Annotated in this window: 26 protein-coding genes; 1 reads left to right on the plus strand and 25 read right to left on the minus strand. The window is 47.6% G+C overall.

What is annotated here, in order from left to right; genetic code table 11:
- Window positions 1-26: 26 nt before the first annotated feature.
- Both CRN96_RS13465 and CRN96_RS08340 read right to left on the minus strand, forming a co-directional pair.
- Window positions 27-992 (minus strand): transglycosylase family protein, encoded by a 966-nt coding sequence (locus tag CRN96_RS13465; RefSeq protein ID WP_097041099.1) that lies wholly within the window; start codon window positions 990-992, stop codon window positions 27-29.
- Between the two features lie 531 nt (window positions 993-1,523).
- A complete protein-coding gene (locus CRN96_RS08340) occupies window positions 1,524-2,111 on the minus strand; it encodes a single-stranded DNA-binding protein (RefSeq protein ID WP_097041101.1) in 588 nt (195 codons plus the stop codon).
- Between the two features lie 183 nt (window positions 2,112-2,294).
- Here CRN96_RS08340 and CRN96_RS08345 point away from each other — a divergent pair, with 183 nt between their 5' ends.
- Window positions 2,295-2,717, plus strand: a complete 423-nt coding sequence (locus CRN96_RS08345; RefSeq protein WP_097041103.1) for a YwpF family protein — start codon at window positions 2,295-2,297, stop codon at window positions 2,715-2,717.
- A gap of 6 nt (window positions 2,718-2,723) precedes the next feature.
- On the opposite strand, the gene fabZ is transcribed toward CRN96_RS08345, so the two are convergent.
- The 23 genes from fabZ to CRN96_RS08460 form a co-directional block, all read right to left on the minus strand.
- Window positions 2,724-3,164, minus strand: coding sequence for a 3-hydroxyacyl-ACP dehydratase FabZ (gene fabZ / locus CRN96_RS08350; protein ID WP_097041105.1), 441 nt, complete (start codon window positions 3,162-3,164; stop codon window positions 2,724-2,726).
- Between the two features lie 3 nt (window positions 3,165-3,167).
- The gene (locus CRN96_RS08355; RefSeq protein WP_097041107.1) at window positions 3,168-3,356 is read right to left on the minus strand and encodes a DNA-directed RNA polymerase subunit beta; all 189 of its coding nucleotides are present in this window, start codon (window positions 3,354-3,356) and stop codon (window positions 3,168-3,170) included.
- Window positions 3,357-3,370: 14 nt separating this feature from the next.
- Window positions 3,371-4,660, minus strand: coding sequence for a UDP-N-acetylglucosamine 1-carboxyvinyltransferase (gene murA / locus CRN96_RS08360; protein ID WP_097041109.1), 1,290 nt, complete (start codon window positions 4,658-4,660; stop codon window positions 3,371-3,373).
- A gap of 95 nt (window positions 4,661-4,755) precedes the next feature.
- Window positions 4,756-4,986, minus strand: a complete 231-nt coding sequence (locus tag CRN96_RS08365) for a DUF1146 family protein (protein WP_097041110.1) — start codon at window positions 4,984-4,986, stop codon at window positions 4,756-4,758.
- Window positions 4,987-5,030: 44 nt separating this feature from the next.
- The gene (locus CRN96_RS08370) at window positions 5,031-5,435 is read right to left on the minus strand and encodes a F0F1 ATP synthase subunit epsilon (protein WP_097041112.1); all 405 of its coding nucleotides are present in this window, start codon (window positions 5,433-5,435) and stop codon (window positions 5,031-5,033) included.
- Window positions 5,436-5,454: 19 nt separating this feature from the next.
- A complete protein-coding gene (atpD, locus tag CRN96_RS08375) occupies window positions 5,455-6,867 on the minus strand; it encodes a F0F1 ATP synthase subunit beta (protein ID WP_097041114.1) in 1,413 nt (470 codons plus the stop codon).
- A 21-nt stretch (window positions 6,868-6,888) separates the two neighbouring features.
- Entirely contained in the window at window positions 6,889-7,767 is an 879-nt protein-coding gene (gene atpG, locus CRN96_RS08380; protein WP_097041116.1) for an ATP synthase F1 subunit gamma, read from the minus strand.
- Between the two features lie 33 nt (window positions 7,768-7,800).
- The gene (gene atpA / locus CRN96_RS08385) at window positions 7,801-9,309 is read right to left on the minus strand and encodes a F0F1 ATP synthase subunit alpha (RefSeq protein WP_097041118.1); all 1,509 of its coding nucleotides are present in this window, start codon (window positions 9,307-9,309) and stop codon (window positions 7,801-7,803) included.
- Between the two features lie 17 nt (window positions 9,310-9,326).
- Entirely contained in the window at window positions 9,327-9,869 is a 543-nt protein-coding gene (gene atpH / locus CRN96_RS08390) for an ATP synthase F1 subunit delta (RefSeq protein ID WP_097041120.1), read from the minus strand.
- Window positions 9,869-10,384, minus strand: coding sequence for a F0F1 ATP synthase subunit B (locus CRN96_RS08395; protein WP_097041122.1), 516 nt, complete (start codon window positions 10,382-10,384; stop codon window positions 9,869-9,871). Before CRN96_RS08395 ends, atpH begins: the two co-directional genes overlap by 1 nt.
- 96 nt (window positions 10,385-10,480) lie before the next feature.
- Window positions 10,481-10,696 (minus strand): F0F1 ATP synthase subunit C, encoded by a 216-nt coding sequence (atpE, locus tag CRN96_RS08400; protein WP_097041124.1) that lies wholly within the window; start codon window positions 10,694-10,696, stop codon window positions 10,481-10,483.
- A 47-nt stretch (window positions 10,697-10,743) separates the two neighbouring features.
- Window positions 10,744-11,481, minus strand: coding sequence for a F0F1 ATP synthase subunit A (atpB, locus tag CRN96_RS08405; RefSeq protein WP_097041126.1), 738 nt, complete (start codon window positions 11,479-11,481; stop codon window positions 10,744-10,746).
- A gap of 13 nt (window positions 11,482-11,494) precedes the next feature.
- Window positions 11,495-11,848 (minus strand): ATP synthase subunit I, encoded by a 354-nt coding sequence (locus tag CRN96_RS08410; RefSeq protein ID WP_230821902.1) that lies wholly within the window; start codon window positions 11,846-11,848, stop codon window positions 11,495-11,497.
- A 149-nt stretch (window positions 11,849-11,997) separates the two neighbouring features.
- The gene (gene wecB / locus CRN96_RS08415) at window positions 11,998-13,131 is read right to left on the minus strand and encodes a non-hydrolyzing UDP-N-acetylglucosamine 2-epimerase (protein WP_097041129.1); all 1,134 of its coding nucleotides are present in this window, start codon (window positions 13,129-13,131) and stop codon (window positions 11,998-12,000) included.
- A gap of 22 nt (window positions 13,132-13,153) precedes the next feature.
- Complete coding sequence (upp, locus tag CRN96_RS08420) at window positions 13,154-13,783, minus strand: uracil phosphoribosyltransferase (RefSeq protein WP_072710485.1); 630 nt, start codon at window positions 13,781-13,783, stop codon at window positions 13,154-13,156.
- Between the two features lie 37 nt (window positions 13,784-13,820).
- Window positions 13,821-15,059: a serine hydroxymethyltransferase gene (locus tag CRN96_RS08425; RefSeq protein ID WP_097041131.1), complete on the minus strand. Its 1,239-nt coding sequence runs from the start codon at window positions 15,057-15,059 to the stop codon at window positions 13,821-13,823.
- Window positions 15,060-15,083: 24 nt separating this feature from the next.
- A complete protein-coding gene (locus CRN96_RS08430) occupies window positions 15,084-15,635 on the minus strand; it encodes a TIGR01440 family protein (RefSeq protein WP_097041133.1) in 552 nt (183 codons plus the stop codon).
- Complete coding sequence (gene rpiB / locus CRN96_RS08435) at window positions 15,604-16,032, minus strand: ribose 5-phosphate isomerase B (protein WP_097041135.1); 429 nt, start codon at window positions 16,030-16,032, stop codon at window positions 15,604-15,606. The genes CRN96_RS08430 and rpiB overlap by 32 nt, the downstream gene beginning before the upstream one ends.
- Before the next feature lie 68 nt (window positions 16,033-16,100).
- Window positions 16,101-16,514 (minus strand): arsenate reductase/protein-tyrosine-phosphatase family protein, encoded by a 414-nt coding sequence (locus CRN96_RS08440; protein ID WP_097041137.1) that lies wholly within the window; start codon window positions 16,512-16,514, stop codon window positions 16,101-16,103.
- Entirely contained in the window at window positions 16,511-17,560 is a 1,050-nt protein-coding gene (locus CRN96_RS08445) for an L-threonylcarbamoyladenylate synthase (RefSeq protein ID WP_179647157.1), read from the minus strand. Before CRN96_RS08445 ends, CRN96_RS08440 begins: the two co-directional genes overlap by 4 nt.
- A gap of 5 nt (window positions 17,561-17,565) precedes the next feature.
- Window positions 17,566-18,420 (minus strand): peptide chain release factor N(5)-glutamine methyltransferase, encoded by an 855-nt coding sequence (gene prmC / locus CRN96_RS08450; protein WP_097041141.1) that lies wholly within the window; start codon window positions 18,418-18,420, stop codon window positions 17,566-17,568.
- On the minus strand, window positions 18,407-19,486 hold the full coding sequence (gene prfA, locus CRN96_RS08455) for a peptide chain release factor 1 (RefSeq protein ID WP_097041143.1): 1,080 nt from the start codon (window positions 19,484-19,486) through the stop codon (window positions 18,407-18,409). The genes prmC and prfA overlap by 14 nt, the downstream gene beginning before the upstream one ends.
- A 106-nt stretch (window positions 19,487-19,592) precedes the next feature.
- Entirely contained in the window at window positions 19,593-19,850 is a 258-nt protein-coding gene (locus tag CRN96_RS08460) for a type B 50S ribosomal protein L31 (protein ID WP_097041145.1), read from the minus strand.
- Window positions 19,851-19,892: the final 42 nt, after the last annotated feature.

Here is a 19,892-nt window from a genome sequence, read left to right on the forward strand (position 1 = left end):
TCCGTACTTTTAAATCATACATTATATTACAGTCTGGCACCACATACAGGCCAAGGCTGTGCGCCTCTGTCCGCGTAAAGCGCCTGGGCTCTTTGTGTCTGCTCAGCTGCTGAAGCCTGGGATGGAAGTCCTGATCCACCCACTGATTTCCAAGTTTGAACATCAAACTGGTAAAGACCGTGGTAAAGGCCGTTTGCACTTACGATGCTCGCATCTCCGCCTGACTCACATGCTGCAAGTGCGCCCCAGTTTTGGCCGCCGCTGTTGCTTGGTGCAGCTGCCTGGTTTTGAGTTTGAACCGGCTCCTGTTGAGCTGGTGCCTGTTCAGAAGCTGGTTCTTCGTATACTTCTTCCTCGACAATTTCAGCTGCAGGCTCTTCGTATACTACTTCTTCCTCAACAACTTCAGCTGCAGGTTCTTCATATACTACTTCCTCTTCAACAACTTCAGTTGCAGGCTCTTCGTATACTACTTCTTCTTCGACAACTTCAGCTGCAGGCTCTTCGTATACTACTTCTTCTTCAACAACTTCAGTCGCAGGCTCTTCATATACTACTTCCTCTTCAACAACTTCTGGAGCTTGTACAGGAGCAACTTCAGCCACTGCATCTTTTGATACGATCAATTCGTTACCAGGGAAAATCAAATCTGAAGTTAAATTATTCAGGTCCATCAGTTCTTTGACAGTCAGGTCGAATTCCACTGCGATTTCAAACAGTGTATCGCCAGGCTGGATCACATAGACGCCCTCTTCAGTTTCTGCTTTTTCTTCTGCACCTTCAGCTACCTGAAGCACCTGTCCAGGGAAGATCAAATCTGATGAAAGATCATTTGCTGCCTTCAAAGCAGATACCGTTGTAGAGTTGGCTGCTGCGATTTCCGATAAAGTGTCACCTGATTGTACTTCATGTCCTTTTTCAGAAGCTTCCGCGTTGGCTGCAATGATTGATGAAACAGCGACTGCTGTTCCTACTGATAATAATTTTTTCATTAAGATATTTCCTCCTGTTTTTTACCCGTATATATTAGAAATTCTATATTTGACTGATTCATTTAATGTTTTCCTAATCGCTTAATGTTTTCCTAATCGCTAAGTAGAACTATAACAGATAAAAATATTTCATAGGTTACAGGAAGATAAAATGTAAAGCCTTCTTTTACAGTAATGTTACAAAAAGATTTCTCAAGTCTCCTGAATGTTGCAGACGGGTACAATGATATGTAATGATTCACAGTTTACATCTTTAGTGTTAAATAAAACCCTCAGAAAACGTTGTCATATCAAGGCTCACAGCAATTATGCAAAAAACATCGAATAACCGTCCATCCATCATATAGTCAGACAACTGTAATAAACCCCGCAGTCTTGTAACAAAAAAGATTTCATATTTCCTTTACAAATACCAAAAAAGACATCCGCCGGTATCTTTACGCAGATAAAATACCGGATGATGTCAGTTGTGAGTGTGAATGGTTGGATGCAGGATGGTTAAAAGGGTTTTGGGATGTCCGTCTGGTTCATTCAGGCGAGGACTTTTTCCTCACCCGGTTCTTCTTCGTTTTCATGGGATTCATCAATCTCAATTTCCTCAGCTTCATTGATCATCTTTTCAAGGATTTCGACATTCTTATCCTTGATCGGTTCTTTAAATGATTCTTCGCGGGCGTTTTCATTGAAATTACTTTTTGTGAGCGTCAATATCCGTTCCTCTCCAACGAAATCGTAGCGGTTGTAATTTCTGATTGCTTCATTGATCAATTCATTCGGGTTTTTGATGTTCGGGCTATTACTCAATTTTTCCGGTATCAGTTTGACACTTTCAGCCCATACTTCCATCCGGTATTCTTTTGTGCCGCTTTCTGTCGTGTGCATTGTCGTGGCGAGCTGTCCGCTCACGCAGATGATCTGGCCGTCACTGATGCTGTCCAGTAAATTCGGTATCGCTTTTCCGAACCCTTTACAATAGATGAAATGCACTTCATGATCGCGTTTATGATCCTTTGGTATTCTTATTGTTGCCAGGATGAATGAGTTCACTTGTGTATTGTTGCCCTGCTTTACTGAAATGTTTCTGACCAGCTCCCCGACTAGCACCACTTTGTTCAGCATTGGTCCACCTCCTTCCTGTTATCAGCTTAAGTGGCTGTTGAATTTTCTGCAAATGACAACAATTTAAATTTTGAGGCAAGTATTATACAATAAACTTATAACTGTATCCAAAAATGAACAGATATCGGAAAACTGTCTGCAGAAATACGAAATCTGTAGTTTTTGAAAATTAAGGGGGATTTCATGAAATCTTTTAAGATTGTAGAGATAAAGATGCAGGATGAAAACAACTATATCATCCTGGATTTGATTGACGGGGTCATCATAAATAACGAAGCCGGGAAAGATTCATGGATTGTCGAGGTCGCCACCTCAGAGGATTTCCAGGATATACTTGAAAGTTTTGTCGGCACTGATGTAAGGCTCTTGATCCGGATTACAAGGGCATCCAACACACCTGCACTCTTCAAGGGTAAGTTCATGGAGATGAACAGTATCAGTGTCGGATTGTCCCTCCTGTTCATCGGGGATATCATCCAGCAGAGTCCTCATTATGCAGAAGAGCTGCTCGAAAAACTTATGGAGGAGAATTACGAAGGCGAAGCGCTGCTCAATGAGTTCAAAGCACGCATGGAGTCGAAGGAAGATATAAAAACATCCAACTGATTTTCATCAGTTGGATGTTTTTTTGTCCTGGATGGCAAAAGTGATTTCACACTGGCATGCCACCTCGCCATCGACAAGGGCGACTGCTTTTCCTTTGCCGATCGGACCTTTCAATTTTGTGATTTCCACAGTCAGTTCAAGTGTGTCCCCGGGCGTGACCTGACGTCTGAACTTACATTTGTCGATGCCTGCAAAGAATGCAAGCTTCCCTTTGAACTCAGGCTGCTGCAGCAATGCTACGCCGCCCACCTGGGCAAGGGCCTCCACTATGAGGACGCCCGGCATGACAGCATATTCCGGAAAATGCCCCGGGAAGAACGGTTCGTTTCCTGAAACTTGTTTTATCCCTGTGCATTTCACGCCGGGTTCGATTTCCGTTACACGGTCAATCAGTAAAAATGGGGGTCTATGCGGGATGATTGCTTTAATCTGATCATAAGTAAGCATATTTTATACCTCTGTTAAATTAATGATGTGTTCCCAGGTTTCCAGCCTGAATACTTCGAACGGATTAGCCAGAATACCGTAGCCGATCATCAGCCCTGCGAAGAAAATGATGATCGCCACGTACAGGAATAATAGAATGCGAACAACCAGGGGGAAACGTCTGTGAACAAGTTTTTTTGGTGTTTCTTCCATATTAAAACCTCACTCTAGTTAGTCACAGGTTCTTTCGTCTTATCCGTGTCACTAACTCTTTCAATATCTGCGCCCAACCGGCTTAACTTTCCGTGAAAATCGACATATCCGCGATCCAGATGCCTAAGTTCCGTCACTACGGTGTGGCCTTCGGCTGCCAATCCTGCCAGTATCAATGCTGCAGCTGCTCTCAGGTCAGTTGCCTTGACGCGCGCGCCTTGAAGGTTTTCCACACCCTTCACCATCGCAGTGTTCTCATCAAGCTGGATGTTGGCGTTCATATGTGTGAACTCGTCGACATGCATGAAGCGGTTCTCGAATATCGTCTCGGTGATGGTGCTCATACCTTTGACTGTTGTCAAAAGTGCCATCATCTGGCTCTGCATATCAGTGGGGAAACCCGGGTGCGGCATGGTTTTGACTTTGATCGGTTTCAAGTTCTCAGCAGGGATCACCGTGACCTCGTCTCCGTTCTCCACCATTTTCACGCCCATATCTTCAAGCTTGGATACGAGTGCGGAGAGATGATCTAGGACGACATTTTTTAAAGTGATTTCACTTCTCGTGATCGCTCCGGCGATCATGAAAGTCCCGGCTTCGATCCTGTCCGGGATGACCTCGTGGTCGGCCCCTCTTAATTCTTCTGCACCTTCTATGATGATATGGCTTGTTCCGGCACCTTTGACATTACCACCCATAGCATTGATATACTTTGCGAGGTCCTCGATCTCTGGTTCCATCGCCACGTTCTCAAGGTGTGTCGTACCTTCGGCCAGGCTTGCAGCCATCATCAGGTTCTGCGTCGCACCGACACTCGGAAAATCAAGGTTGATTCTTGCGCCTTTCAAATGCCCGTCGGTATATCCTACAATATTGCCATCGACATTTGAAAAAGAAGCACCCATTTTTTCAAGCCCTTTGATATGCTGCTCAATCGGTCGGCTGCCGATCGCACAGCCGCCCGGCATGGCGATCGTGCATTTGCCATAACGGGCCAAAAGTGGTCCCATCACGAGCATGCTGGCCCTCATTTTGCTCACCAGATCATATGGTGCATTATGATTCAATCCATTTGAAGCATCGACTGAAACCGTGCCGTCGCCTGTCTCGACTTCTGCACCGAGCAGCTTCACCAATGTTGTTAAATTATCCACGTCCGATAGATTCGGGACGTTCGTTATATATGATTTCCCTTTTTCGGGCAGTAAAGAAGCCACCAATATGGGCAGCACGGCATTCTTAGAACCTTCTACAGTGACGGAACCCTTCAACTTCCTGCCGCCTTTGACAATTATCTTATCCATTGTTCACACTCCATTAATTAGTTAAAATACGAACTATTTAACTATAGTCTATATTATAGCTGTCTAAACATGATGTAAAGTTTTTTAGTTGCATTTTAATTGAATATTAATGAAGCCTGCTGAACGAGTGTAAAGAAGTCCATGATGAAATTGCTTAAGGCACTGCCGAGCAATACCGAGATGACAATCATCAGAAGAATGATTTTACCCGACTCGCCCTTTCGGAAAAACCTTTGAATGTTCAATCCCTGGACCAGCCAGAAGCAGAACATCACACTGAGGATGTGCAGTATTATATGCATGAAAGCCAGCTGTGAAAATATCATCAATAATCATCCTTTAAAAAAAGCCTGGGGATAGACCCCAAGCTTTACTTGTGTTTTGCAACATCTATGCGGTTTATTGCGCGTCGCAACGCTAACTCTGCACGGTATCTGTCCACTTTTTCATCCTGTGACCGCTGCAGCAATTCTTCTGCACGCTGACGTGCGGCCTCGGCACGTTCCGTATCTATATCTTCAGCGAATTCACCTGCCTGAACAAGAACAGTGACCTTGGAAGGATTGATTTCTGCAAAACCTTCAGTTACAGCAAAATATTCATATTGACCATTAATCTTTGCCCGCAGACTACCTATTTTAAGTGCAGCTACAGTCGGGATATGTCCACCCAGTATACCAAGTTCACCTTGTTTTGACTGAAGTACAATGAGTTCGCAGTCCTCTTCGAAGAAGACGGAACCATTAGGAGTCACTATGTCGAGTGAAATTGTCATGTGATTTTACCTCCCGATTTTATACTTCCACACCCATGCCGCGTGCTTTTTCAAGTACATCTTCAATACTTCCGACCAGTCGGAATGCATCCTCAGGAATATGGTCATAATCACCTGTCAGGATTTCCTTGAATCCTCTGACAGTTTCTTCGACCGGTACATATGAACCTTTCTGGCCTGTGAACTGTTCAGCAACGTGGAAGTTCTGGCTTAAGAAGAACTGGATGCGGCGTGCACGTGAAACCGTCACTTTGTCCTCATCAGATAATTCATCCATACCAAGGATGGCGATGATATCCTGTAATTCACGGTACTTCTGGATCGTCGCCTGTACTTCCCTTGCCACTTCATAATGCTCTTCACCGACGACTGCAGGTGAAAGTGCACGTGAAGTTGATGCGAGCGGGTCCACCGCCGGGTAGATGCCCATCTCGGACAATTTACGCTCCAGGTTCGTCGTTGCATCCAGGTGTGCGAAAGTCTGTGCAGGTGCCGGGTCGGTGTAGTCATCCGCCGGTACGAACACTGCCTGGATTGACGTTACTGAACCGGTGCTTGTCGTTGTGATCCTCTCCTGCAGCTGACCCATTTCAGTTGCAAGTGTCGGCTGGTAACCAACGGCTGAAGGCATACGGCCAAGGAGCGCCGATACTTCCGAACCAGCCTGTGTGAAACGGAAAATGTTGTCGATGAATAAAAGGACGTCCTGCCCCTGCTCATCCCTGAAGTACTCAGCCATCGTAAGGCCGGATAATGCAACACGCATACGCGCACCAGGCGGCTCGTTCATCTGGCCGAACACCATCGCGGTCTTTTCGATAACACCTGAGTCACTCATCTCGTAATACAGGTCGTTACCTTCACGCGTACGTTCACCGACACCGGCGAATACTGAAATACCGCCGTGTTCCTGTGCAACGTTGTTGATCAGTTCCTGGATCAGTACGGTCTTACCTACTCCCGCACCGCCGAACAGGCCGATCTTACCACCTTTTGTATAAGGTGCGAGCAAGTCTACGACTTTGATCCCGGTTTCTAAAATTTCTACGTTTGTAGTCAATTCATCAAATTGCGGCGCCTGTCTGTGGATCGGGTCTCTTCTCTCAGATTCCGGAACAGGTTCACCCAAATCAATATGCTCTCCCAATACGTTGAATACACGACCAAGAGTCACTTCACCGACAGGTACCGTAATCGGGCTGCCTGTATCGGTGACTTCAGCGCCACGCTGCAGTGCATCAGTTGATGCCATGGCAATCGTTCTGACCACATTGTCACCCTGGTGCAGTGCCACTTCAAGCGTAAGGGGAATTATTTCCTCGCCTTTGTGGATGTCTACAGTCAACGCGTTATTCAATTCAGGCAGTTCACCTTCATTGAAACGTACATCGACGACAGGCCCCATGACTTGTACTATTTGACCTAAAGCCATTCGTTTTCCTCCTAGCAAATCTTATTCAAGTGCAGCTGCGCCACCAACAATTTCTGTGATTTCCTGTGTGATTGCCGCTTGCCTTGCACGGTTATATTGTAATGATAGATCATCAATAAGTTCTTTGGCATTATCAGTCGCAGCTTTCATTGCAGTCATCCTTGCTGCATGCTCACTCGCTTTAGCTTCCAATAAAGATCCGTAGATGAGACTTTCTGCATACTGGGGCAGTATGACTGCAAGCAGGGAGTCTTTATCCGGCTCAAATTCATAATTTGTAAGCGTGGAGTCTCCTGTCCCTTCCTCTTCCAATTCGGAAGCTGTCAGCGGCAGGAGTTTATCTGCCCTTACCTTCTGCTCAAGCACGTTGACAAATTCATTATATATTATGATGAGTTCATCTATATCTTCATCTATAAAACTGTTTACAGCTTCGTGGGTGATTTCCTTAACACTGCTGAAGTCAGGCTGATCAGCCAGTCCTGTACGGTATTTGGAAACGTTGTAACCTCTTGCGGTCAAAAACTCGTAACCCATTTTGCCGATGACAAGAATATCGTAAAAGTCCGGATCATTGTTATGACGCTCTTTTATTTCACCGGTCAGTTTCTTCAGCACGTTCGCGTTATAAGGTCCTGCAAGTCCGCTGTCTGCAGTGATCACCACATAACCTGTGCGCTTGACAGGCCGTTCTTCAAGCATCGGATGATCCGAGCCCGTGTCTCCGGTTGCGATCGCCTGTACTGCTTCCTGCAGCTTTTCGCGGTATGCCTGGAAACTGGTTGCATTTTCCTCGGCACGGCGCAGTTTCGAGTTCGACACCATGTGCATTGCACTGGTGATCTGACTCATCTTTTTCGTCGATCCTATGCGTCCTTTTATCTCTCTTAGTGAAGCCATGAATTCACCACCTTATCCTTCTTCGTTTCAGGCTTATTTTGAAGGGTTGAATATTTTCTTGAAGCTGTTGATCGCTCCGACGAATGCTTCGTCATCCGGAAGCTGTTTCGTATCGCGGATGCCGTTGAGCAATTCTTTTTCGTTCGAATCCAACCAGCTCAGGAATTCATCTTCAAAACGGGTGATGTCTTCGACCTGGATTTCATCGAGATGGCCGTTGACGAGTGCATAGAGGATGGCGACCTGATATTCGACTTTCAGCGGATTGTTTTCGCCCTGCTTCAGGACTTCAACGGTTCTCTTACCGCGTTCAAGTTTTGCAGCTGTCGCCTCATCAAGGTCTGAACCGAACTGGGCGAATGACTCCAGCTCACGGTAGGACGCGAGGTCGAGACGCAGCGTACCCGCCACTTTCTTCATTGCTTTGATCTGTGCCGATCCACCAACACGGGAAACGGAGAGCCCGGCGTTGATCGCAGGTCTTACACCCGAGAAGAATAAATCGGACTGCAGGAAAATCTGACCGTCTGTGATGGAGATGACGTTCGTCGGAACGTACGCACTGATGTCCCCTGCCTGGGTTTCGATGAACGGAAGTGCAGTGATCGAGCCTCCGCCAAGATCGTCGTTAAGCTTCGCAGCACGCTCAAGCAGGCGGCTGTGTACGTAGAAGACGTCACCAGGGTAAGCTTCACGGCCCGGTGGACGACGCAGGAGCAATGACAGCTCACGGTAGGCAGCAGCCTGTTTCGTCAAGTCGTCATATACAACCAATACGTGTTTGCCGTTGAACATGAATTCTTCAGCCATGGATACACCGGCGTACGGTGCAATATATAACAAGGGTGCAGGCTGTGAAGCACTTGCTGATACAACAATCGTGTAATCCAGCGCACCATTCTTACGTAATGTTTCAACAGTTGATGCAACGGTCGATTCTTTCTGGCCGATCGCTACGTAGACACAGATCATATCCTGGTCTTTCTGGTTCAGGATCGTATCGATGGCAACAGTCGTTTTACCCGTCTGACGGTCACCGATGATCAGCTCACGCTGACCGCGGCCGATCGGTACGAGGGCATCGATTGCCTTGATGCCTGTCTGTAATGGTTCGTCAACACTTTTACGGTCCATTACACCTGTGGCAGGACTTTCAATCGGTCTTGTTTTAGTTGCAGCAATCGGGCCTTTGCCGTCTATAGGCTGTCCCAGAGAGTTTACAACACGGCCGATGAGTTCCTCACCTACGGGCACTTCCATGATTCTGCCTGTACGCTTGACCTCGTCGCCTTCTTTAATGTCATCATATGGTCCTAAAATAACGATACCGATATTACTTTCTTCCAAGCTCTGAGCCAGTCCCAATACTCCACTGGGGAACTCCAGCAACTCTCCAGCCATTGCATCGTTCAAACCATGAGCAAGTGCGATACCGTCACCAACCTGGATGACTGTACCTGTGTCAGATACTGACATGTCCTGTTCATAATTTTCTATCTGGCTTTTTAAAAGAGCACTAATTTCGTCAGCTTTGATTGCCATGAATGTCACTCCTCAAATTAACTATTCGCGTGTGCCTTGAATTGACCTTTTAAAGTGTTCAACTGACCACGTATGGATGCATCGTAAACTTTCGTATCGATGAATACCCTGATGCCGCCGATCAAGTCTTCGTTCACTTCGTTTTCAATCAATAATTTTTTCAGTCCGGTCTTCTTTATGAAGGTTTTGCCGATTTCATCCAATTCTTCGCCGGATAATTTATAGACGGATTCCACAGTTACATATGCCTGGTTGAAATGCGCATTGTAGAGCTTGATGAAATCCTCGTAGATGCTTTCAATATGGGTCATCTTGCCCTTGTCGGACAAAACACGCAGCATATTGAAGAGCGGCTTTTCAACTTCTTTGAATGTGTTTTCAACGACCGCTTTCCTCTCATCCCTGGAAATCTTCGGATTCGATATGAAATCATGGAAAGCCGGCACATTCCGCACCGATTCCATGACTTCGCTGAAATCGTCTCTAACTTTATTCAATGTTTCATCATCATGGATCGCATTGAAGAGGGCTTTGGAATAGTTATTCGCTGAAATAGCCATTATTTACCCCCTGCTTCCTGTAAGTACTGTTTAACCAGCTGCTGCTGATCCTGATGATCGATTTCTTTGGAAATCATCTTCTCGGCGATGAGTATTGACAGCTCCGCCACTTGATCGTTGATTTCTGAAATCGCTTTTTCTTTTTCTCTTTCAACATCAGCCTTCGCATTTGCCATAAGCTGATTTGCGCGGGTATTCGCATCATGGATGATCGTTTCCTGTTCCTTGGTCGCCTGTGCTCTTGCATCTTCCATGATTGAAGAGATATCCGCCTGAGTCTGTTTAAGTAATTCTTCGTTTTCCTTCTGAAGGCGCTGGGCTTCTATCCTGCGGTTTTCCGCATCATCAATTTCAGAATGTATGAGGTTCTCTCTTTCATCCATCACATTCTTCAAAGGCTTCCAGACGAAATATGACAGAGCTCCAAGCAGAACAAGGAAACTCACAAGCAGCACAAGACTGCTTCCGATCGCCACGCCAACATCTCCAGTATTTCCTAGTATAAGAAATTCCACTTATGTACACTCCTTTCAAGAAAGTTTCGTTCACTCTTCAGACAACATAATAAGAGGGCGAAATCTTGATGTAAGACTTCGCCATGGTAACGACTCTTAGAACGTGAACATAAGTAGGAATGCAATAACGATGGCCATGATCGGAACAGCCTCAACAACACCGATACCGATGAACATGATCGTTTGTAGCGGACCTCTTGCTTCCGGCTGACGTGCCACTGACTCAACTGTTTTCGAAACTACCATACCAATACCAAAGCTCGCTCCAAGTGCTGCTAATCCTGCTGCAATACCAGCTGCAAGTAAACTCATAAAATATTTCCTCCTAAATAGATATAAATAAAATTTTAATTTTTATATTAATGATCATCGCTCAGCTTATGAGAGAGATAAACCATCGTTAACATAACGAAAATGAATGCCTGGATCGCACTGATGAACAGTTTGAACCCTTGCCATACCATCAACGGTATGAACCCGCCGACCGCTCCGATTATTCCACCGGTTGTGATCAGGGAGACAAGCAGTAACAACAGGATTTCCCCTGCGTAGATGTTTCCGTAAAGACGAAGACCTAACGTTAAATTATATGTAAATTCTTCAATGAACTTGATCGGTGCCATGAACCACATCGGTTGAAAATACGATTTAACATAGTTCCCCATGCCCTGGGCCTGGACCCCGTAATAATGTGTCAGTACAATCATCAGCCCTGCGAGTGTCAGCGTCACTGTAGGATCTGCCGTAGGTGATTTCCACCATAGTGTATGCTCCTCGTCCGGAAGGATGATCGTGAATGGTATACCGATTATATTGGCCACAAAGATGAACGCAATCAGAGTAATTGCCATGAAGTGGAATTTCCCACCCTGCTTCCAGGCCATGTTGCTTGAAATCATACCTTTAACGAAGTTCACCAGTGCTTCCACAAGAACCTGCGGCTTTCCTGTCGGCCTGACGGCGATTTTACGTGTTGCAAAGAAAAACACGAAGAACACAATCAAACATGTAATGATGATCATCAATGAAGTCGACAGATCGAACATTACCGGCAAACCGAATAAGTCAATCGTATACGTTGGAGTTCCGTGTTCCATTATTTCACCTCTTTCACTTCGTTAATTCTCTGACAGCATGAAAAATAATCAATATATAACCAAGGAGAATTCCTATAGCTATCGCAAAAATGTTGAATGTTTCAGGGAACCTCAGCCACACAAGCAGTGTCACTATTACAATGATGAACCTCGTCACCACGCCGAGCCTGACTTTGCCGTTTTCTTCATCCTGCGCCTGCTCCAGATGGTAGTACCAGTTGAAAATCATGAGTGTGGACGCAGCGGTGCCTAAAAATAACCCGGCCGCTATTGATGATTGTGTAAAAATGGCAAAGAGTAAACTGCCGATGAGAGGGATGGAAAAATATCGTAAGAAATGAGTGTAAAATCTTCTGAAAAATGACACTATCAATACAGTCTCCTAATGGTTTGAAGCTTCCTTGAGCAACTTTCACATTCCCCTTGTAATGATATATGAGAGCAATTTTTGTGTCAATAACATGCTTGGATTTATTTAACCAACTCTCCACCCCGCCATATTATCGACACAATTTATCACACCTGAAAACTTTCAGGTTTTTGCTTCACGAATCCGTAATAATGCTTGATGTTTTCACATATCCGCCTTGAAGCCTCACCGTCGCCGTACGGGTTGGATGCGCGGGACATCTCTTCGTAAATATTCCGGTCGGTGAGCAGCTGTCTGGTGAGATTGTAGATATCCGCCTTTTCAGTGCCCGCCAGCTTCAAAGTGCCTGCTTCCACACCTTCAGGGCGTTCCGTCGTATCCCTGAGCACTATGACCGGTTTCCCGAGCGAGGGTGCCTCTTCCTGCACCCCGCCGGAATCGGTCAGGATGATGTGGCTTTTGGCTGCGAAATTATGAAAATCAAGGACATCCAAAGGTTCAATGATTTCGATCCGTTCATGATCCCCAAGGTGCTCCTGTGCAATTTCCCGGACTTTGGGGTTTTTATGGATTGGATAGACGACCGTGACATCCTCGAACTCGTCGACGATCTCCCTGACGGCACTGAATATATTGTGCATCGGCTCACCGATGTTTTCGCGTCTGTGGGCCGTCAGCAGGATCACTTTATTGTCTTTGTGCCTGTCGATCACTTCACTGTAGTAACTTTCATCGACCGTGGTCTTCAATGCATCGATCGCCGTATTCCCTGTCACGCTGATGAATGCCTCTTTCTTGTTTTCAGCGAGCAGGTTCTGCCTGGAATTTTCAGTGGGCGAAAAATGGAGGTCCGCGAGGACCCCTGTCATCTGCCTGTTCATCTCTTCTGGAAACGGCGAGTGCTTGTTGTGGGTTCTGAGCCCGGCTTCCACATGGCCGATATCGAGGCCGTTATAGAATGCTGCAAGGCTGCCTGCAAAAGTCGTCGTCGTATCACCATGCACGAGCATCATGTCCGGCTTCGATTCTTTTATTACACCCTCGAGCCCTTCAATCACCCTGCCGGTCACTTCAGATAATGTCTGCCCCTTTTTCATGATGTTCAAGTCATAGTCCGGTTCGATCTTGAAAGTCTCCAGGACCTGATCCAGCATTTCCCTGTGCTGTGCAGTGACCACCACAACAGGTTCAAGTTCCGGATCTTCCTTTAATGCCAATACCAATGGTGCCATTTTGATCGCTTCCGGACGGGTGCCGAAAACCGTCATTATCTTCTTCAATGCCATTCTCCTGTTATCCGGATTATTTCGTCCCGAACAGGCGGTCGCCTGCATCGCCGAGGCCCGGGACGATATAGCTGTGGTCATCCAGCCTGTCGTCGAGTGCTGCGATATAGATGTCCACATCAGGGTGGGCCTTCTGCAGCGTCTCCACGCCTTCCGGCGCCGCTATCAGGCAGATGAAGCGGATTTTACTGCCGCCCCTCTTTTTGATTGCGGTGATCGCCTCGACTGCGGATGCCCCCGTGGCAAGCATCGGGTCGATGACGAAGATATCCCGTTCCTCGATATCCCCCGGGAACTTTGCATAGTACTCTATGGCCTGCAGTGTGTCCGGGTCGCGGTACAGGCCGATATGGCCGACGCGCGCCGAGGGTATGAGCTTGTGGATGCTCTCCTGCATCCCGAGCCCCGCCCTTAAGATCGGCACAAGGCAGATTTTTTTGCCGCTCAGCCTTTTCGCTGTCGTCGTCTGTATCGGCGTCTCCACCTCAACCTCTTCCAGGTCCAGGTCCCTGGTCACTTCATAGGCCATCAGCATGCCCACTTCATCGACCAGTTCCCTGAAAGTTTTCGTCGGAGTATTCTTATCCCTAATAAAACCCATCTTATGCTGGATTAGGGGATGCTCCATCACTTGAACCTTTGACATATTTGTCCTCCTGTCCGTCAAATTCTATTTTGAGGTATTATTCGCTGTATAATGGGTAGTCGGCAGTCAGTGCATGGACCTGCTCCGTGATGCCTTCGAGACTTTCCCCGTCCCTTGTACGCTTCAGCGTTTCAACCATCAATTCAGCCACTTTCTCCATCTCTTTTTCCTTGAATCCTCTTGTCGTCATGGCCGGTGTGCCGAGACGTACGCCACTTGTCACGAATGGTGACTCGGTGTCGAACGGGATGGTGTTTTTATTGACTGTGATGCCAATCTCATCCAGTGCTTCCTCTGCCTGTTTGCCTGTCAGTTCGAAACTCTTCACATCGACAAGGACGATATGGTTGTCCGTGCCTCCGGAAACGATTCTGAGACCGCCTTCAGTCAATCCTTTGGCCAGTGTCTGTGCGTTTTTGATGACCTGCTGCTGGTATTCCTTGAAGCCATCCTGCTGCGCTTCGCCGAATGCCACTGCCTTGGCTGCGATGATGTGCATCAATGGTCCGCCCTGGATGCCCGGGAAGATGATTTTATTGAGGGATTTTGCATACTTTTCCTTAGCAAGGATGATTCCGCCCCTCGGCCCTCTTAAAGTCTTATGCGTTGTGGAAGTGACGAAGTCCGCATGCGGTACCGGATTTGGATGCAGTCCAGCTGCAACAAGGCCTGCAATATGCGCCATGTCCACCATGAAATAAGCACCGACTTCATCTGCGATCTCACGGAATTTGGCGAAATCGATCTTTCTGGAATAGGCGCTGGCCCCTGCGATGATGAGTTTAGGCTGCTCTTTTTTAGCGATTTCCATGACCACGTCATAATCGATCGTCTCGTCATCTTCTTTGACACCGTACTCGCTGAACTCATACATCGTTCCGCTGAAGTTCACCGGGCTGCCGTGCGTCAGATGCCCGCCGTGGCTCAGATTCATACCGAGGACTTTATCGCCCGGCTCAAGTATAGAGAAATAAACACCCATGTTCGCCTGGGAACCGGAGTGCGGCTGGACGTTGACATACTCGGCACCGAAGATTTCCTTCAGTCTGTCCCTTGCCAGATCCTCAACCACGTCAACATGTTCACAACCGCCGTAGTAACGCTTGTTAGGGTATCCTTCCGCATATTTATTGGTCAGGATGGAGCCCTGCGCTTCCAGTACAGCTTTTGAAACAAAGTTCTCCGATGCAATCAATTCAATGTTTTTATCCTGACGGTTGAATTCCGATTCTATTGCCTCAAATAATTTTGAATCCTGTGATTTGATATGTGACATATTGACTCTCTCCATTCATCTTATTTAATTATTATATTTTGCTCTCGGACCGCCGATCAGCTTAGGCCGCGTTCTGGCCATGGTGACCACCGCCTGCCCGATCATCTTCGTATCGGTCCTGAAAGGTACTGCTACATGTTTCAAATGCATGCCGATCAATGTCTGGCCGATGTCGATGCCTGCATCCGCATCGACGAATTCCGCAACAGCGGCATCGTCCATCTGTTTGTATGCATGCTCACTCAGGCTGCCTCCGGCACTTCTGTGCGGTACGACGCTCACTTCACCGTAACCGAATGCATCAAGCGTCTCCCTTTCCATCGTGACGGCACGGTTGATATGCTCACAGCCCTGGAACATCAGATGGACATCATGCTTCTCTTTGATTTTCTTCAGGCAGTCATAAATGACTTCCGCTGCTTCCATCGAGCTGTTTTTACCGATATGCTGGCCGATGACTTCCGAAGTCGAACAGCCGATGATCAGCTTTTGTCCTTCGAAGAAGAAATCTTCAGCTTCCAGCTCACTGATAAGCGTTTCCAAATCATTCTTCAATTTTGCAAACTCTTCGTTCATGTCTACCACCCTCGAATTCAGTATTTAACCAAATATCTACGATGTCCAGCGCAAGACCTTCACCAATCACCCGCTCGCCCATCGCAAGGACGTTCGAATCATTGTGCTGTCTCGTCGCTCTTGCTGAGAACGTGTCGTGCACCAGGGCACTGCGTATGCCTTTGACTTTATTTGCTGAAATGCTCATGCCGATCCCCGTGCCGCAGATCAAAATGCCTTTATCATATTCTCCTGATGCAACTTTTTCCGCGACAGGCTTTGCATAGTCCGGGTAATCCACGGAATCCGCCGTTTCCGGTCCGAAATCCGTCACATCAAGGCCTTTTTCCTTCAAGTCATCGACGACCGCGCGCTTCAGTTTGAAGCCGCCGTGGTCTGAGCCAACTATTATTTTCATGTTTTCACCTCATTCATATTATATATAAAAATTTCGTACTGCAAAGTAATCATAGTACTTTTGGAGAATTATTTAAACAATTTCCCCAAAAATTTCGTCAATTGTGAATATACTGCCCTGTAATCTTCATCACTGCCGCCGATCGGATCCATTATATCCACTGTGGAACCATCGGCATATTCGCTGAGAAGATGCACTTCCGCTTCCGGGTACCGGCTCCTGATGAGTGCTTCATGCTCCCTCGTCATAGCAAGAAGGATCGAGGAGTGCACATCTTCATCTTCCAGCTGTCCGGGCTCATCCGGATGGATCAGACCTTCTTCCTCGATGATCTTCATGGTCGCCGGGTTCACTTCCCCGTCAAAGACCATCAGTCCGCGGGAGGCGAAACTATGGTCCTTGAACATCGTCTTCGCATAACTTTCCGCAAGCGGGCTTCTGCAGGTGTTGCCTGTACATACGAAAATGATCTGCCTGTTCAATTTGCCTGGTCTCCTTTTATCATGACATCTCCTGTCGCTTTATAGATCCTGTTCAATAACGCCGCTGAAAAGGGCGTCTCCCTGAACCTGTAGATATAAATCATATCGACATCGGATTTATCCATCTTCCTGAGTGCCCCGTAGAGGTTCTTCGCAGCTTCCCTGTAGTCATCCTCTTTCTGGCAGAGGCTGATGAATTCGACTTCCTCGGGCACCACTTCCCTGAACGATTCAGGTGCGATGACCCCGATTTTCCTATCCTCTTTCTCCGCAGCCAGCGTCTGTGCCATCACGATGCCCTCAATCAGGATCAGCGGCTGCTTCGGTGCATAGTGCTTATACTTCATGCCGGGTGAAATCGGTCTGGCTGCATCGCCTTCATGCACTTTGATTTCATTGTCGAGCACACGTTCCAGATCACTTTTCTTTATCTCGCCGGGCCTTGCGATCTGGTACGGGAAAGTCGTACAGTCGAGCACGGTGCTTTCAATCCCGTAGTCTGCCGGGGTGCTGTTGACCACGCCGTACATCTTGCCCTTCAGATCATCGACCACATGCCGGTAATCCGTCGGTGATGGTTTTCCGCTGATGTTCGCACTTGGTGCGGCAAGCGGGATGCCGGTGTATTCCAGTATCTTCAGACCGACCGGATGGCTTGGCATCCTCACTGCGACCGACCTTAAGTCCGCGACCGTCTTGGCAGCGATATGGTCGCCCTTCAGCGGCAGTATGAATGAAATCGGGCCGGGCCAGAATGTACGCATCAATTTCAACACCCGTTCATCCGGTATCTCCGCAAATTCCTCGAGCTGGTCGATACTGTGTATATGGACAATCAGGGGGTTGTCCTGCGGCCGTCCTTTGGCCTGGAATATTTTTTGGATCGCTTCGGGGTTCCTTGCATCCCCTGCGAGCCCATAGACGGTTTCGGTGGGCAGCCCGATGATTTCACCGTATGTCAGTGCTGTTTTGATCTCTTCAAGTTTTTCAGCCGTTTCCGGGCTGTCCAGCTCTTCTGCTGATATATGCCAGACTTTTGTTTTCAACCATCTCATCCTTCCCAGGTGAAATAAAATATTCTATCCTGCTGATTGATATCTTTGACCACACCGTAATGGTCGGTTCCGGGCCATTTCTCCAGTAAATATTCCAGGAGTGGCGCCTTTTGATCGAAGCCGATCTCGCAGTAGACCCTGCCGCCGGCATTCAGCACATCAGGCAGCCCGTCAATCAGCCTTTTATACATCCCGAGGCCCGAGTCATCGGCAAAAAGCGCCTCATGGGGTTCGTGACGGATGACTGACGGCGTCATGATGGCCGTGGCATCCTTTGAGATATACGGCGGGTTGGATATGATCACATCCGCCTTCACGCCGGCCCTGATCAGCGGCTCATATAAATCACCTTCATGGAAAGTGATGTGGACCCCGTGTGCCGCCGCATTCTCTTCTGCAACCTGCCGGGCTGCCGGGGAGATATCGGTGGCAATGACGGTATTTTCAGACCATTCCTTCTGCAGCATCACCGGTATGACCCCGGTGCCGGTGCCGATATCCACGACGGTTCTGCCGTCATCACTTTCATGTTCCAGGACGAACAGCACAAGCTCTTCGGTCTCGTTCCTCGGTATCAGCGTATCCTCCGTCACTTTGAATTTCTCTCCGTAGAACCACGAAAACCCCACAACATATTGATAGGGTTCCCCGGCGCATACTCTTCCGACAGCTTCATCATAATGTGCTTTGTCCGCAGCCGGAATTTCATCGCGGGCGCCAAGCATCAGCTCTGTTTTCGTCATTGAAAACAGATCCGACATCAACAGTTCCGCGATGCCCGGCTCCTGATTGCACCCGGAGAGCTTTTCCCTCCCCGTCCTTATGGCCTCTCCATAGTTAGAGGACGGCATTATTCAACTCTTCCAGTTTTGATGTCTGCTCTTCAATGACCAGCGCGTCAATGATTTCATCGAGTTTCCCTTCCATGATCTGATCGAGTTTCTGGATCGTCAGTCCGATACGGTGGTCGGTGACGCGGCTCTGCGGGTAATTGTACGTCCTGATGCGTTCGGAGCGGTCCCCGGTCCCTACCGCTGACTTTCTCTGTTCCGCATATTCAGCCTCAGCTTCCTGCTGCATCAGGTCATAAATCCTCGCCTTCAGCACCTTCATCGCACGTTCACGGTTTTTGATCTGGGATTTCTCATCCTGGGAAGTCACGACGACACCTGTCGGCAGATGGGTGATCCTGACGGCCGAGTCGGTCGTGTTGACGTGCTGTCCGCCCGCCCCGCTCGAACGGTAAGTGTCGATCTTCAAGTCTTCGTTCCTGATATCGATTTCGACATCTTCGACTTCCGGCAGCACTGCGACGGTCGCGGTCGATGTATGGATGCGCCCGCCGGATTCCGTTTCAGGCACCCTTTGGACACGATGGGCGCCGTTCTCATACTTCAGTTTGGAATATGCCCCGTGGCCCTGGATCATGAAGCTGATCTCCTTATAGCCGCCGTGATCGCTCGCATTCGCTTCGACCACCTCCGTTTTCCAGCCGTTGTCTTCGGCAAAACGGGAATACATCCGGAACAGATCGCCTGCAAATATCTGCGCCTCGTCCCCGCCGGCTGCACCGCGTATCTCGATGATGACGTTCTTATCATCATTTGGATCTTTTGGAATGAGTTCGAACTTCAACTTATCTTCAAGCTCCGGCAGTGCCTTTTCAGATTCGGAAATTTCCTCTTTGAGCATGTCGAGCATTTCCTTATCGTCTGTCTCCCCCAGCATCTCTTTCGACTCGGAAATGGTTTCTGTGTGCTTTTTATATTCCCGGTAAAGATCGACCGTCTTCTGCAGGTCGCTCTGCTCTTTGGAATACTTCCTCAGCTTGTCGGGGTCGCTGACTATATCCGGGTCACTCAGCAGTTCTGTCAGCTGTTCATACCGGTTTTCGATTATCTCCAATTGATCAAACATATTTTCACCTTTTCCGTCTTTGTAATCTTCATAAGTATATCATATTTCCGGCACAAAAAAACTGCATTGAAACTTCTGTCCCAATGCAGTCATACTGCCTTCAAGCCTATTCGTTTTGTGATTTGAAACCGAATTTTTTGTTGAACTTCTCAACACGGCCATCCGCTGATGCGAATTTTTGGCGTCCGGTATAGAATGGGTGCGAATCGGATGAGATATCCAGGCGGATGACAGGGTATTCATTGCCATCTTCCCACTCCATCGTTTCACTGGAAGTGCGTGTAGATCCGCTTAGAAATTTATAATCCGTAGTAGAGTCCAGGAATATGACTTTATGGTATTCCGGATGAGTGTTTTGTTTCATAATATTCATCTCCTTGCCCTGAACCATCTGGAACAGAGTTAT

Origin of the sequence: Salinicoccus kekensis (genome assembly GCF_900220995.1) — a bacterium.
GTDB lineage: Bacteria > Bacillota > Bacilli > Staphylococcales > Salinicoccaceae > Lacicoccus > Lacicoccus kekensis.